The organism is Chloroflexota bacterium (genome assembly GCA_016197225.1).
In the GTDB taxonomy this organism is placed as follows: Bacteria; Chloroflexota; Anaerolineae; order Anaerolineales; family VGOW01; genus VGOW01.
The window spans coordinates 1-15113 of sequence record JACPWC010000114.1; the positions used below are offsets into that span (position 1 = coordinate 1).

Below are 15113 nucleotides of genomic sequence, written 5' to 3' on the forward strand. Positions count from 1 at the left end.
AACGCCGACTCTGCAACACTCAAAGCTCTCGACCAAATGACCCGGCGCAGAGTCATTACCAAATTGAACGCGGACTACACAGTTGAAGTCCCTCTGGTGCGCCGCTGGTAAATGAACGAGCGCCGCTGTAAACCCAATCTCTAATCTCCAGCCTGCAATGCCAACTTCCCTCCTCACTCACGGTCGCGTCACCTGGACCAACATCGTCAAGCCGACGCAAGACGATATTAACGGACTCAGCGCCCGCTACCCGCAGTTTCATCCCCTGAATCTCAAAGACTGCCTGAGCGAATTGGAGTTCCCCAAGCTCGACCATCACGACGATTACCTGTTCATGGTGGTGCAAATGCCGGTTCATGACGACAAGGCCCAGTTCTCCCGCCCGGTGGAAGTGGACATCTTCGTCGCCCGAGGTACGCTCGTCACCTCACACAGCGGCCAACTTCCCCCGCTCGACGATCTCTTCACCCAGGCCCAGAAAGACGCCGACGCCCGTGAACGTCTGATGGGGCGCGGGGCCAGCCCCCTGCTCTATCACCTGCTCGATGCGTTTATTGGCTATAACTTCCCTCTCGTCCAGCGCCTCGACCACGAGATTCACCATATCGAAGACAATTTGTTCAGCAATGACACCCGTCACATCCTCAACGAGATCGCCCTCGTCCGCCGCGAACTGATCGCCCTGCGCCGCATCCTTAGGCCGCAATTGGATGTGATTGCCTCCCTGGCCACCGGCAACTGGCCCTTCATTCACGACGATTTGACTCTCTACTGGGGCGACATCAATGACCGGCTCAAGCAAACCCAGTCCATGCTCGACGAGCACATCGAAGTGGTGGACGGCCTCTCGGACACGATTGACACTCTGGCCTCGCACCGCATTGATGAAGTCGTCAGAGTGCTGACGATCATCACCGTCCTCACCCTGCCCCTCACCTTGCTCTCGACCATTTTTAGTATGAACGTCGTTTTGCCGTTCAAGGAACATCCGGCGTCGTTCTACGTGGTCATTGCCTTTGGCGTCGCCCTCACCGCCGCGCTGGTGTGGTATTTGCGACAACGAAGGTGGCTGTAAACAGAAAAGAGAAGAGAGAAGAGCGTAGCGATTGCCACCCCTCTCTCTTCTCTCCTCGCTCCTCTTTCAGCAGGTCTTACGGCGTCGCCAAAAACGCTTCTACAACTGGCCCGATACTTGCACGTTGAGGGATCCAGACGTTCGCCCCGCCGGGCGTGACCCACGCCGCCAGATAAGTCTGGTCAATGGCGTAAGTTGTGATCCGCGAGCGGTCAATTTTCTGCGCCGTCAAGCCGTAGGAAACGAGTTGCGGCAGAGTCAAGTCGGTCTCGAACGTGCCGGCGGCGGCAGTGTAAAGCTCCGGCAGGCGCGAAACAGCGTCAACACCGATGGCCTTGTCGCGGATGGCGAGCAGAACCAACTGCTGGCGTTTGATGCGCTCGGTGTCGTTGTCCTGATGGCGAGTGCGGGCGTAACGCAAGGCAGTGAGGCCATCCATGTGCTGGAGGCCAGGCTCGACGATCAGAGTCATGAAGCCGTAATCGTCGGTCGGGAATTTGTCGTCGTAGATGCGCTTTGGCACCTCAATGTCAATGCCGCCCAACGCGTCCACGCCGTTGACAAAGCCTTGAAAGTTGACGAGGGCGAAATGATCGAGCGGGATGCCGAAGTTGAGAGTCACAGCGTCCATCGCTTCGCGCGGGCCGCCGCCGGGCAAATCGTAAAGTTCGCCGTAGTAATAAGCAGTGTTGATTCGGCCTTCGGTGATCTTGTAGGCCTCCAGGTTGGGCAGGGCCACCCACACATCGCGTGGCAGAGCCAGCAATTTGGCCGTTTGATTATCAAAGTCAACACGAAGCACCATCATGGTGTCGGTGCGGGTGGGCTGACCGGCTTCGTCGGGACGCTCGTCCTTGCCCATGAGCAGGATGTTGACCACGCCGGTTGATGGAACTAGCGTGGCGGTGGGAACCGGAGTCGGCTCGCGAATGGTTGGCCCGGAAACCCCCGGCACTATCGTCTGCAACACTTCGAGCGGCGGCGGCGGAGTCTCGTTGGCGGCCAGAGCCTGAGAGCGAGTCCGCCAGTAAACGCCGATGAAGCCCAGAGTCAGGCAAATGTTTGCGCCCACCACCCAGGCCAGAGCAATGGTCAAAAAATGAATACACCCGGAACGTTTCCGGGCTGGCTGTCTTTGTGTTGGTTGAGGTTGTTCGTCCATCAATCCGTTGATCCTGGTAGGGGCGCAGCATTCGGAAGGAAAGTTTGCTATTCGCCAAACAATTCGCCCGAATGCTTCGCCCTTACGACCGCACTAAAAGACATTACCCGACTTGTGTTATGAGCCTTGTGACCGTAGAATTACCCGCAATGTCCCTTGAAGCCGATGTAGCTTACGTGCATTTGATTGACGGCGTTCGCCAGACTGAAGTTCCGCCCGGCTTTGCCGTGCGAGCCGCGCCCCGCCGCGCCGCCCGAAGCCGCGACCGCGACATGTTGCTCCTGGGACTCTACATGAACTCGCCCTTGCAAGCCGAGTGGCTTGACCACATTGCCAGCGTGTACTTTGGCACACCCGGCTCGGTGACGGCGGCCACCCGCGCCGCCATCAGCGCCCTCAACAGCAAATTGCTCGACACTAACCGCCTGCTCGGCGTGGACGCCGTCTCGGGCGGGCTGAGTTGCGCCGTGCTTCGCGGCAACGAACTCTACGTGGCGCAATCGGGGCCAGGGCAGGTGATCATTCTGCACGCCAACGCCGTCGAACGTTTCCCCGCCGCCTCACGCGACTCGCGGCCTCTCGGCCTGGGGCAAATGCCCGACGTGCAATACTTTCACACCTCAGTCGCCGCCGCCGATTATGTCTTACTCACTCGCGCCGCGCCGGCGGCATGGGAATCCACGTCCTTTACCAATCTGCCCAGCGCCACGCTCGAGTCGGCGGTGGCCCGCCTCACCCGGCTCTCCGGTTCTGAGGCGTGTGTGCTCGTCGCTCGTTTCGTAGCCGAAGGCATTCCGCCCGCCAGGCCGCGAAGCGCGATCACTGCCGCGCCGCTGCCGCCCGCCGAGCCGTTGGTGAAAGCGTCGGTTGAGCCGCCGACGGCGGTGACGATGCCGGAATCCGCTCCCCAACCAGTGGCGGCTGAACCGGCCTCGGAGCCGGTCATGGAAGCAATCCCGGTTTCCGAGTCCGACACCTCGGCGTTGGCTGGAATTATATCGCGGGTGCGCGCCTCGACGGCGATGGGCGACTCCTCATCCGTCGAAGTGGAAGCCGCCTCCGCGCCTGACTCGAATACGCTCCCGGCTGTCGTTCAAATTGGCGAGCATGCTTACGAGTTTGAGGAAGACGAGAACGCCGAGCCGGTTGAAGCCGACGAGGAATCGAAGCGCTTTGATCTCAAGACAACCCTAAGCGAACTGGGCGAGCGCCTCAAACGTTGGTTCACCGGCCTGCCTCTCGCCAACCTTGATGCTTCACTCAAGCGCGGCTTCTCGTCGCTGGGCGGCTCCCTCTCCGGCTCCAGCAGCAATTTGCTGGGCCGCGTTTTGCCGGAAGGCGGCCTCCGCGCCGGCGACCTTCGCATTCCAAACTCGGTCTTGATGGCAGTGGCGATCCTGACTCCGATCCTGATCGGTTTGCTGGTCGGCGTTGTCTACGTCCAGCGCGGGCGCGACAAGGAGTTCAGAGAATATCTGGAGGCCGCGAAACTGGAAGCTAGCCTGGCCCGCACCGCGCCCGACCCGCTGGCCGCCCAGCCACACTGGGAAACCACGCTCTCTCTTTTGAATCAGGCCGACATCATTTATGCCGGACGCCCCGAGTCGGCGGCCCTGCGCGCCGAGGCCCAGCAGGCGTTGGACGCAGTGGACAACGTCCAACGATTGGCGTTCGAGCCGCTGATTCAGGGCGGCCTGGCCCCGGATGCCACGCTCACCGAATTGGTCGTCAACGGCAACGAAGTGTATGCCCTCGATTCGTCGCAAGGGCGAGTCTACCGCGCCCTGCTCACCGAAGCCGACCGCTTCAGCGTTGACCGGGGCTTCGAGTGTAGCGCCGGGCCGGTCGGCTCGTATAACATCACCCACATCGTGGACATCGTCTGGCTCAACACGCCGAACATTGTGGGCAAGCCCGCCCTGCTGGCGATGGACGCCGACGGCGACCTAATGTACTGCAAGCCCGATGGCACTTTGCCCGAAGCCTCCGGTTTAATTCCGCCGGACTCTGGCTGGAAGTCGCCACAAGCCATTGAACTTTACGCCGACCGGCTGTACGTGCTCGACCCGGGCGGCAACCAGATTTGGTCGTATGATCGCGTGGGCGGCGTGTTCTCTGACCGGCCCAAGAATTACTTCACCACTCAGGTCTTCGATCTTTCAAGCGCCGTCAGCTTCACCATCGCTCAGGGCGATATTTACATTCTGCGGGCCGACGGGCGGCTCACCTTTTGCGCCCGCGACCCAAATACGCTGGAGCCAAGCTGTGTTGAAAACGCGCTCTACTCCGACTCGCGGCCGGGCCGCCCCAGCGGCGACCGTCTGCAAGACATGATCGCGCCCAGAGCCTTGTTCTACGACCCGCCGCCGGAGCCTTCGCTCTACCTGCTCGATCAGGGATTGAATGGCGTTTATCAACTGAGCCTGAAGCTGGTTCTGCAACGCCAGCAAAAGCCTGAGGCAGTTCTGCCCGAAGCAATGACGGCAATTGCCATCGGCTCGAATAAGGATATTTTCGTCGCCGCCGGAAACAACGTCTTTCGGGCACAGCGGCCTTAAATCAAACGCCAAGTATCTGGCCCGACACTTGGCGTCTGATTGCTTGACTCTCATTCTCGCGAAAGATAGAATACTGCCCATGAGCCAATGGCCCGGAAAATACGTCATCGGTCTGACCGGCAACATTGCCACCGGCAAGAGCGTGGTGCGCAAGATGCTGGAGCATCTGGGCGCGTTCGGCATTGACGCCGACGGCCTCTCGCATCAGGCCATGGCCAAGGGCGGCCCGGCTTACAACCAGGTGGTGCAGGCGTTCGGCCAGTTCATTCTGGGCAGTGACGACCAGATTGATCGCCAGGCCCTGGGCAACATTGTCTTCTCCAGCCCCAAGGCCCTGGCCAAGCTTGAAGCCATCATTCATCCCATCGTCCGCCAGGCAGTGAACATTCTGGCCGCCCGCGCCAAACAACCCGTCGTCGTCATCGAAGCCATCAAATTGCTGGAGGGTGAATTGGCCGCCCTCTGTGACTCAGTGTGGGTGGTGAGCGTGCCCGAAGAGATGCAGGTGGTGCGGCTGATGCAGAAACGCGGGATGACGATTGAGCAGGCCCGCTTGCGCATTGCCGCCCAGTCGGCACAAGCCGAGAAGATGGCCAAGGCCACCATCGTCATTCAGAACATGGGGTCGTTTGAAGATACCTGGTCGCAGGTGCAGGGCGCATGGAACAAGCTGGTGCCGACGGCGCAAAAACAAAAGGCCGAGGAGGCCGAGGCGGCTCCCCAAGCCACCCCGGCCAGGGTCGGAGCCGCGCCCGCTGTCGCCATTCGCAAAGGCAAACCGGCAGACGCCGCCGCCATCGCCAACTTTATTAATCAAACGGCAAAGAGTTCGCTCACCCGCGCCGACATCATGGCCCTCTTTGGGCAAAAGGCGTTTGTGCTGGCGCACGTCAACAACACCCTGGGCGCGCTGGCCGGGTGGCAGGTGGAAAACCTGGTGACGCGGGTGGACGACCTTCACCTGCTCAACAGCGTGCCGCCGGATGTGGTCATCGGCCCGATGTTGGACACGATTGAAGCGGCATCGCAGGAACTACAGAGTGAAGCCGCCTTTGTGTTTGTTCAGCCCGATCTTGGCAACGGGGCCAAAGCCGCCTTCGCCGGCGCCGGCTACGAGCCAATCACTGCCGATAGCATCAGCATCACTGCCTGGCGCGAAGCCGTGAAAGAGTCGCAGCCGCCGGGAACGATGACGATGTTCAAGAAACTGCGCGAAGACCGGGTGCTGAGGCCGGTGTAGCACTTCAACTTCGCTCAGGGCGCAAAAGCAGGTTGTCAAACCCCCACTGACTCTGTATAATGCAAACACTTCGGGCGGTTAGCTCAGTTGGTTAGAGCGTTGCTTTGACATAGCAAAGGTCGTAGGTTCAAGTCCTATACCGCCCACACAATCTCCAATCCTCCAATTCTCCCATCAAAAGAGAATTGGCAAATTGGAGAATTAGAGAATTGAAACGCGTTGACCGGGACGAGTAACTGTTGAGCGTGCAACAGGAAGCGGCGGCCACGGACTGAGAGCCACCGCCGGCAAAGCAACAGCCAAAACCACCCGCAAGCGTAACCCTGAACGTAGGGGCGCAATTCCTTCGCCCAACCTAGTAAGGGAAACGGGCCGGCCCGTTACAGCCGCAAGAGATGGTCTGGTCGTCCAGTAGTCTCGTGGTCTGGTAGTCAGCGTGTTGCTCGACTATTCGACCAATTGACCACTCGACCACCCGACTAAATTGGGTGGAACCGCGTGAGGAAGCTCTCGCCCCAAACTTGGGGCGAGAGCTTTTGTTTTGTGCCATTGAACCCGCAAAGGTTTCCCTTCGTTTCCTTTCTTTCCTTTGCGCTCTTCGCGTCTTGGCGTGAGGTGAACCATGCCCGAAATTTACGTCAGCACCGACATCGAAGCCGATGGCCCGATTCCGGGGCCGCACTCCATGCTCAGCTTTGCCTCGGCGGCTTACCTGCCGAACAAAACGCTGGTGAGCACATTCGCGGCCAACCTGGAGACACTGCCCGGCGCGTCGGGCCACCCGGAGACCATGGCCTGGTGGCAGACCCAGGCCGAGGCCTGGGACGCTTGCCGAAAAGAGTTGTTGCCGCCGCATGTGGCGATGAAGAATTACCTGACGTGGTTGAAGCGATTGCCGGGCAGACCGGTGTTCGTGGCCTACCCGGCGGCCTACGACTTCATGTTCGTCTACTGGTATCTCATCAAGTTCACGGGCGAAAGCCCGTTCTCGCACTCGGCGCTGGATATCAAAACGTATGCGATGGCGCTGTTGAGGAAGGAATACCGCGAGGCGACGAAGGACAACATGCCGAAGCGCTGGTTCGACCAACTGCCGCACACGCATCTGGCATTGGACGACGCCATTGAGCAAGGGGCGTTGTTCTGTAATATGCTGGCCGAGAATGTGGGGATGAAATGCGAGTGATCAGCTTTCGGCGGAAAGCAGGTCGTCTACCGCAAGTTCGAAGCCGTTGAGAAGAATTGAGCGGGCGTGGTCGCCGGAGTTGAACTGTCCCGAAAGCTTGAACGTCCGACCGTCAAGAGTGTAAACGGAAACGCGGCGAGCCTGCGGGTTGATGATCCAATATTCAGGAATGCCGGCCTGGGCGTATTCGCGAAACTTCGTTTCTGTGTCGTGCGGCTCGTTACTGGGTGAAATGATTTCTACTGCTAAATCGGGCGGCCCACTTTCTCGTTCGCCCATGCGGTCACGATTCTCATTGAGCCAGAACATAAAGTCCGGCTCGCGGTATTTGCCCGGCCACAGGCGGACAGGGTGAGGCGCGAACAAAACCTCGCCGATGTTGTTCTCTTTCAGCCAGTCAGTCACAAGATTGATGTAACGCTTCAGAATGCGTTGGTGAGTCAGGGTTGGCATAGGCAAAACCACCAGTCGGCCGTTCGAGAGTTCCATCGGGCGGTTAAAGGCTTCTGAAAAGACCAGGTAAGCCTCTTCGCTCCACACTTGTTCGCTGAGGAGTTCGTAGGCCAGTTCCTGCTCAGTCTGGGCAGTGGGCGAATATGTCTGAGGCGTAAACGGAGCGCTTACAATTGTCATTCTTTTACCTTGCCGAGAGTCTAGCACATTCGGCGAAGGACGGCAAAAGGAGGGAATATGACTAACCCCAACACCAACACTATCAAGCGGCCCCGGCAAAGGCTGTGAACCGCGCCTCTGCCGGGCCGCGCCATGTTTGCTAAAGCGGTTCGGCAGAGAAACCCAATTGTTCGTAGAGCGATTTGCCAAATCGCTCTACTGAAGGAGATCAAAAATGCCCAACCAACCGAAAGAACGCTACGAAGAGTCGGAGCTTTACAAGATTCGCCACTCGGCGGCGCACGTGATGGCCCAGGCTGTGAGCGAACTGTTCGAGCCGGGCCAGGCCAAGATCGCCATCGGGCCACCCATTGAAAACGGCTTTTACTACGACTTCGACCTGCCGCACGCCCTCACGCTCGACGACTTCGAAGCCATTGAGAAGCGCATGAGGCAAATCATCGGCGGCAACCACAAGTTCGCGCGCCAGGAAGTGAGCGCCGACGAGGCCCGCGTCCAGTTCAAAGATCAGCCTTACAAGCTGGAGCTGATTGACGGGCTGGACAAGGGTGGCGTGGACGAGTACGGCAACCCAACCACAGAAAAGCCGGTCATCTCGTTCTACACGCACGACACGTTCACGGACTTGTGCCGGGGGCCGCACGTGGAGCACACGGGCAAGATCAACCCCTCGGCCTTCAAGCTGATGAGCATCGCCGGCGCGTACTGGCGCGGCGACGCGGAGCGCCCGCAACTGCAACGAATCTACGGCACGGCCTGGAAGACGGCGAAAGAGTTAGAAGAGTATCTCTGGAAACTCGAAGAGGCTAAGAAGCGCGATCATCGCAAGCTGGGCAGAGAGCTTGGCCTGTTCTACCTCTCCGACGACGTCGGCCCCGGCCTGCCTCTCTTCACACCTAAAGGCGAGATGTTGCGCTACCAGATGGAGAAGTATGTGCGCGAGGCGCAGACGAGGTATGGCTACCAACATGTGTGGACGGGCCATCTGGTGAAAGAGGACCTGTACAAGAAGTCGGGGCACTACGACAACTACAAGGACTCGATGTTCCCGCCGATGGAAGACGAGGGCGTGACGTTCCGCCTCAAGCCTATGAATTGCCCCAGCCACATGACGCTTTACAAAGAGATGGGCCTGCATTCGCACAAGGAACTGCCTTTGCGCTTCGCCGAGTTCGCCACGCTCTACCGTTACGAGAAGACAGGCGAGTTGAGCGGCCTCACGCGCGTGCGCGCCCTGACGCAGGACGACTGCCACATCTTCTGCCGCCCGGATCAGATCGAGCAGGAGTTCACCCTCTGCCTCAACCTCATTCGCGAAGTGCTGGGCCGCTACAAGTTCACGGATTACAGTGTGCGCCTCTCGTTGCGCGGCAGTGAAGGCAAATTCGTGGCCGACGACGAGAAGTGGACGCTGGCGACGAACGCCCTCAAGGCCGCACTCGACGCGAACGGCGTTGAGTACGAAGCTGTCGAAGGGGAAGCCGCCTTCTACGGCCCCAAGGCCGACTTCCTGGCCCGCGACGTTTTAGGCCGCGAGTGGCAGTTATCCACGATTCAAGTAGACTTCATTCAACCGGCTCGTCTCGGTTGTGAGTACGTTGGCGAGGACGGCCAGGCCCACACGCCCGTGCTTCTGCACCGGGCCGTCACGGGTTCGACGGAACGGTTCCTGGGCGTCATCATCGAGCACTTCGCGGGCGCGTTCCCGGTATGGCTCGCGCCGGTGCAGGCAATGATCATTCCCATCGCCGACCGCCACGCCGAGTATGCCAACAAAGTGGCCGAGCAGTTGAAGGCCCAGGGCTTCCGGGTGGAAGTGGACTCGCGCAGTGAACGTATGCAGGCCAAGATTCGCGACGCGCAACTGCAAAAGATTCCCTACATGCTGGTAGCGGGCGACAAAGAGGCCGAGGCGGGCGCAGTGGCGGTTCGCCTGCGTTCCGGCGAAGACCTGAAGGCCAAACCACTGGCTGAGGTGATTGAAATGATGAAGAAGGCGGTTGAGAACGGCGATTAAGTCAGACCCAAAAACTACTCACGAGTAGGAAATTGGAACGCAGATTACGCAGATTTGCCGCAGATTTACGCCGATGTTTTTTGAAAATCAGCGAAGATCAGCGTTTTATCCGCGTTCATCAGCGTTCTAAGAGAGATCGATGGTAGTTACGACTCTGGAAATAAGGAGACTAACAATGACCAATCCACAACGACTTGATCTGCCCGATCCCACCGTCACAGCCAGTGGCAAGGGGCAAACGGGCATGGAGTACAAGATCATCGGCACAACGTTGCAAGCGGTGATCATGGAACTCGATCCCGGCGAGACCGTCTACTCGGAAAGCGGCGGCATGGCCTGGATGAGCGGCAACATCGTGATGAAGACCAGCGGACGCGGCGGCGGCCTGGGCGGTGTGCTCAAGCGCGCCGTCAGCGGCGAGTCGCTCTTTCTGGTCGAGTACACCAGCCAGGGCGGCAAAGGCACAGTGGCCTTCGCCTCCGACTTCCCCGGCAAGATTGTTCCGGTGACGCTTGCCGACGGCCAGCAGATGATCGCCCAGAGGTCGGCGTTCCTGTGCGCCGAAAAAACCGTTGGGCTGGACATTCACTTCCGGCGCAAGCTGGGCGCGGGCTTGTTTGGCGGAGAGGGCTTCGTCATGCAAAAGCTCACCGGGCCAGGCGTCGCCTTTGTCTGCCTCGACGGCGAGATCATGGAATACACGCTCGGCCCGAATGAGGTGCTCAAGGCCGACACCGGCCATGTAGCGATGTACGAGCCGACGGTGAACTTCGACATCGAGATGGTGAGCGGCATGACCAACATCCTGTTTGGCGGCGAGGGGCTGTTCCTGGCAACCCTGCGCGGGCCGGGCCGGGTGTGGTTGCAGACCATGCCGACGATGAACCTGGCAAAGGCTATCATGCCCTACATGCCCAAAGCTTCGGCCGGCTAAAACTCAACGGTCACCATCAAATGCCCGGCTCTTGCGCCGGGCGTTTGACTCAAGGAGCAAGATGTCTTATCTGGATGTTGCTCAACAGGGAAAGAATCAATGGTGGCGGTTTTTGATCGCCGTGCCATTTATTCTGTTCGTCTGGCTCATCGTCGGCTCGCTTCCGCTTGTCGCTGCTGTCATCATTCTCAAAGCCGATGGTAACCCGGCCACCGACGTTGACTTAAACACCGGCCAGCTTATCGGAGTCGATCCGCTGTGGTCGTTTCTTCTGTTGATGATCAGCTTCGTGATCTTCCTCGTCGGCGTCATCATCGCCGTGATCCTGATTCATCGGCGGCCCCCAAGAACATTGATCACCGCGGCCAGCGCCGTCAACTGGAAACGGGTCGGGCAGGGATTCCTGGTTTGGGGGTTGTTGGCGGCGGCCATGTCGGCAGTCGAGTCGATTCTGTATCCTGGCCGTTATCAACTCGAATTCGACCTCGCCCGCTTCATCCCGTTTGCCATCGCCTCCGTGATTCTGATCCCGATTCAAACGACGGCTGAGGAGTTTTTCTTTCGGGGCTACCTTCTGCAAGGCTTCGGCCTGCTCATCAAGAATCCGGTTGTGTTGAGCCTGTTGTCCGGCTTCCTCTTCATGTTGCCGCACCTTGCCAACCCAGAAGTCGCCGTCAACTTCTGGCTGTTGGTTCTGTTTTATTTCAGCTTCGGCACATTCCTGGCCTGGGTGTCGCTCAAGGACAACAGCCTCGAACTGGCGCTCGGCGTCCACGCTGGCAACAACCTGTTCACCGCCCTGTTCGCCAACTACAAAGGCGGCGCGCTCATCACCCCCGCCGTCTTCACGGTGGGCGAACTGGACGCCGTTTACAACCTGGTCGGCTCACTGGTCAGCATTGGCCTGTTTTACCTATGGTTTTTCGGGCCGTTCAGGCCCAAAAATTAGAACATCTGTATTGACAATCGCTCAATACAGTCGTACTATAGGTGCATTCCAATTGACCCACCTGCACAAGGCAGGTGGTAACTTACACAAGGAGACTTACCATGTACCAGAAAATCATTATCGCAGGCAATTTGGGAAAAGACCCGGAGATGCGCTACGCGCCCAACGGGGACGCCGTCACCAGCTTCAGCGTGGCGACCAGCCGCAAGTACACCGACAAGGGCGGCAACAAGGTTGAGGAAACAACCTGGTTCCGGGTGTCGGTGTGGGGCAAGCAGGCCGAAACTTGCAATCAGTATCTCAAAAAGGGGAGACCGGTGCTGATTGAAGGGCGGCTCAATGCCGACAAAGCCACTGGCGGCCCCAAGATTTTCACTCGGCAGGATGGCACCAGCGGCTCGTCATTCGAGATCACGGCTGAGAGTGTGAGGTTCCTCGGCGGTCAACGCGACGGGGAGGCCGCCGCGCCAGGGGCGCCTGTTATACACGATGCCCCCACCGACGAAGAGAACATCCCCTTCTAAACTTCAGCCGCCACTCATAAACACAGCCCTAACAGCCGTCGGCACACCACCGGCGGCTGTTTTTCCTTTTACGAAGAATTGGAAATTGCCATGAGTGATCAGCCTTCTCCCTCCCAATCGCCCGCCCCGGCCCCTCAGCCGCCCCAACAAATTCAACTGGAACTACCCATCAATCTCGACGCCATCTACACCAACTTTGCCATCATCACCCATAGCCCGTCTGAAGTGATCATTGATTACGCCCGCGTCCTGCCCAACACGCCTAAATCCAAGATCGTGGCCCGCATCATCCTCACGCCCATGAACGCCAAAGTTTTGCACAAGGCGCTGGGCGACAACCTGGCGAAATACGAGGCCCAGTTCGGCCCCATCATCCTCCCCACCGGTCTGGCCGACCAGCTCTTCAAACCGCCCAAGCCCGAATGAGGGTCAACGGATTTAGCGAATTGAACGGATGGGAGAAAAATCATGGCTAAAATAATCACGCCTCATGATGCTTTGACCTACAAGGTTATCGGGTTGGCGATGGCTGTTCATAATGAACTTGGGCCAGGATTCCCGGAAGAGTTTTACCAAAAGGCAATGGAAATGCTGATGAAAGCCGAGAAGGTGCAACACGACCGTGAGTTCCCCATAGAGATATTTTTCCGAGGACAGATTGTAGGAAAGTTTGAGCTGGACTTTGTGGTTGAACGAACGGTAGTGCTTGAATTCAAGGCAGTTGCAACCCTTGCGCCAATTCATGAACAACAAGTGCTTTCTTATCTAGCGGCATCCGGTTTACCTGTCGGCCTGTTGATCAACTTCGGCGCCGCCCGACTACAACAGAAGCGTCTCTTCCCATCCCTGGCCGTGCAAGCCTCTCCAGCTTTCATAGCTCGCCAAACCAAATCGAAATAATCATCCGTTATCTCCGTTACATCCGTTGTCAAAACCATGAACAACTTAGACCAAATCGCCTCCCGCATTCGTGACAATTTCACCGCCAAGAACGCCGCCCGCGACAAAGCACTTGAGCGTTCGCGTTCGCTCATCCGTTTCTGCGCCAACTCGATCCGCGCCGCCCACCGCGACGAGCGCGACGAGGCCCGCGCCCTGCTCGCCCAGGCCCGCCAGATCGTGGACGCCATCCGCGCCGACCTGGTTGCTTATCCTGATCTGTATCACGCCGGTTACACCCAGGACGCGCTCAAGGAGTTCGCCGAAGCCAACATCGTGCTGGCCCTGATCGCCAACGAGCCTCTGCCCGAACCGGAAGCCATCGGCGTCGAATATGCCGCCTACCTCAACGGCCTCGGCGAGGCCGCCAGCGAAATGCGCCGCCGCTGTCTCGACATCATCCGCCACGACCACTCCGCCGAAGCCGAGCGCCTGCTGGAAGCGATGGACGAAATTTACAACCTACTGGTGACGATTGACTACCCGGACGCCATCACCGGCGGCCTGCGCCGCACCACCGACCTGGTGCGCGGCGTCACCGAACGCACCCGCGGCGACCTGACGATGAGCATCCGCCAACAGCAATTGCAGGAAGCGTTGAAAAGGCACGAAGACCAAAGTTCTTAGAGTCGGCTAACCCGTTTTACAGGCTTTTTACAAGAGAAGAGTGTGAAGGAAACATGTTGCTCCTATAGTTGAAGCATCTCAAATATAAGGAGCAACGAAAAATGATCACCAAAACTATCACCACCAAAATTCTCTCTCTCGTCGTCACCGGCTTCGCCGCCTGCGCCATTGCCCTGGCCGGAATCGTGGCCGCCCCTGTTTCCGCCGCCCGCGCCCAAGAGGGCACGCCCCCGCAGGGCAACGCCAACGCCCGCCTGGAAAAGGCCTTCCAGAAACTCCAGGAGCGGCTTGAGACTCAGCAGGCCAACATTGATAAGGCCCAGTCGGGCGCAGACAAAGCGCAAACCCTGATTGATGAATTGAAGGCGAAGGGCAAAGACACCTCTGCGCTCGAAGCCGCGCTGGCAACGTTCAACGAGCAGATTGACGAGGCGCAGGCCAAGCACGACGAAGCGCAAGGCATTGTGGACACCCACGCCGGTTTCGACGACAGCGGCAAAGTGACCGACGCCGATCAGGCGAAAGCAACGTTGGAGAGCGCCGGCGCGGCCCTTCGTGAAGCGCGGCAGACTCTGCGCGACGCCACCAAAGCTCTTGGCAAGGCCGTGCGCGACTTCCGCAAGGCCAACAAGCCCCCCAAGCAGGCCACGCCACAGCCCTAACTACTGCGCCTCAAGGACGACGTAAAGCGAAAGATCGTTCGAGCGCCCATCCGAACGAAACATCTCAACGAGCGAAAGGCTCGATCTTCTTTCGCATTCGCTCGCTGTGCGTGAACTGCCAGACGGAGAGCGCCACCCGCCCGCCCGGCTTGACCACTCGCGCCAATTCGCGCACGAACGACTCTCGCTCCGGCAAATGATGCAGAACGGCAAAGCAGATGAGGGTCGGGAAAGCGCCGGTGGCAATGGGAAGCGAGTCGGAAACATCGGCCAGAACAAAGGGTAGTTTTTCAGAGGCGGCCCGCCCGATGAGTCGGGCGCTGAAGTCGAGACCCACGTAGTTGCCCCTCTCCGGCAAAACCCGGCTCACCCGTCCATCGCCACAACCCACGTCCAGCACCGAAGCGCAATCCAACATCGCCAGCGCCCGCCGGATGCCAGGGTTGATCGCCGCCCGCGAGTCGGAGAACTCGGCGGCGAAGGAGTTGTAGAAGTCACGATTGAGTTGAATAAAATCCACTGGTCTTTGCCACGAATTACACGAATTCACACGAATTTGTTTGCCCAAGAGCAATTCGTGATAATTAGCGAAATTCGTGGCTGAATT

Annotated in this window: 15 protein-coding genes and 1 tRNA gene; 13 read left to right on the forward strand and 3 right to left on the reverse strand. The window is 58.8% G+C overall.

Features of this window, described 5'->3' with window-relative positions:
* Nucleotides 1–157: 157 nt before the first annotated feature.
* A complete protein-coding gene (locus tag HYZ49_18295) occupies nt 158–1075 on the forward strand; it encodes a magnesium transporter CorA family protein (protein MBI3244235.1) in 918 nt (305 codons plus the stop codon).
* 76 nt (nt 1076–1151) lie between these two features.
* Here HYZ49_18295 and HYZ49_18300 read toward each other — a convergent pair whose 3' ends face one another.
* Nucleotides 1152–2171 (reverse strand): LCP family protein, encoded by a 1020-nt coding sequence (locus HYZ49_18300; protein ID MBI3244236.1) that lies wholly within the window; start codon nt 2169–2171, stop codon nt 1152–1154.
* Between the two features lie 215 nt (nt 2172–2386).
* Between HYZ49_18300 and HYZ49_18305 the strand changes: the two genes are divergently transcribed.
* From HYZ49_18305 to HYZ49_18320, 4 genes are all read left to right on the forward strand, one after another.
* Nucleotides 2387–4795: a hypothetical protein gene (locus HYZ49_18305; protein ID MBI3244237.1), complete on the forward strand. Its 2409-nt coding sequence runs from the start codon at nt 2387–2389 to the stop codon at nt 4793–4795.
* Nucleotides 4796–4874: 79 nt separating this feature from the next.
* Nucleotides 4875–6035 carry a dephospho-CoA kinase gene (locus tag HYZ49_18310; protein MBI3244238.1) on the forward strand — a complete coding sequence of 387 codons (1161 nt, stop codon included), beginning with the start codon at nt 4875–4877 and terminating at the stop codon, nt 6033–6035.
* 72 nt (nt 6036–6107) lie between these two features.
* A tRNA-Val gene (locus HYZ49_18315) sits at nt 6108–6181 on the forward strand.
* A 476-nt stretch (nt 6182–6657) separates the two neighbouring features.
* Nucleotides 6658–7221, forward strand: coding sequence for an exonuclease (locus tag HYZ49_18320; protein ID MBI3244239.1), 564 nt, complete (start codon nt 6658–6660; stop codon nt 7219–7221).
* Here the strand turns inward: HYZ49_18320 and HYZ49_18325 are convergent, their stop codons facing one another.
* Nucleotides 7222–7854, reverse strand: coding sequence for a Uma2 family endonuclease (locus tag HYZ49_18325; protein MBI3244240.1), 633 nt, complete (start codon nt 7852–7854; stop codon nt 7222–7224).
* A 214-nt stretch (nt 7855–8068) separates the two neighbouring features.
* Between HYZ49_18325 and HYZ49_18330 the strand changes: the two genes are divergently transcribed.
* From HYZ49_18330 to HYZ49_18365, 8 genes are all read left to right on the forward strand, one after another.
* Nucleotides 8069–9871 (forward strand): threonine--tRNA ligase, encoded by a 1803-nt coding sequence (locus HYZ49_18330; protein ID MBI3244241.1) that lies wholly within the window; start codon nt 8069–8071, stop codon nt 9869–9871.
* Between the two features lie 175 nt (nt 9872–10046).
* Nucleotides 10047–10805: a TIGR00266 family protein gene (locus HYZ49_18335; GenBank protein ID MBI3244242.1), complete on the forward strand. Its 759-nt coding sequence runs from the start codon at nt 10047–10049 to the stop codon at nt 10803–10805.
* A gap of 61 nt (nt 10806–10866) precedes the next feature.
* Entirely contained in the window at nt 10867–11754 is an 888-nt protein-coding gene (locus HYZ49_18340; GenBank protein MBI3244243.1) for a CPBP family intramembrane metalloprotease, read from the forward strand.
* A 101-nt stretch (nt 11755–11855) separates the two neighbouring features.
* Nucleotides 11856–12278 carry a single-stranded DNA-binding protein gene (locus tag HYZ49_18345; GenBank protein MBI3244244.1) on the forward strand — a complete coding sequence of 141 codons (423 nt, stop codon included), beginning with the start codon at nt 11856–11858 and terminating at the stop codon, nt 12276–12278.
* 90 nt (nt 12279–12368) lie between these two features.
* Nucleotides 12369–12704 carry a DUF3467 domain-containing protein gene (locus tag HYZ49_18350; GenBank protein ID MBI3244245.1) on the forward strand — a complete coding sequence of 112 codons (336 nt, stop codon included), beginning with the start codon at nt 12369–12371 and terminating at the stop codon, nt 12702–12704.
* 42 nt (nt 12705–12746) lie between these two features.
* Nucleotides 12747–13178: a GxxExxY protein gene (locus HYZ49_18355; GenBank protein MBI3244246.1), complete on the forward strand. Its 432-nt coding sequence runs from the start codon at nt 12747–12749 to the stop codon at nt 13176–13178.
* A gap of 36 nt (nt 13179–13214) precedes the next feature.
* Entirely contained in the window at nt 13215–13844 is a 630-nt protein-coding gene (locus HYZ49_18360) for a haloacid dehalogenase (protein ID MBI3244247.1), read from the forward strand.
* Between the two features lie 101 nt (nt 13845–13945).
* Nucleotides 13946–14506, forward strand: a complete 561-nt coding sequence (locus tag HYZ49_18365) for a hypothetical protein (GenBank protein ID MBI3244248.1) — start codon at nt 13946–13948, stop codon at nt 14504–14506.
* A gap of 64 nt (nt 14507–14570) precedes the next feature.
* Here HYZ49_18365 and HYZ49_18370 read toward each other — a convergent pair whose 3' ends face one another.
* Complete coding sequence (locus HYZ49_18370) at nt 14571–15026, reverse strand: class I SAM-dependent methyltransferase (protein ID MBI3244249.1); 456 nt, start codon at nt 15024–15026, stop codon at nt 14571–14573.
* Between the last annotated feature and the right edge of the window lie 87 nt (nt 15027–15113).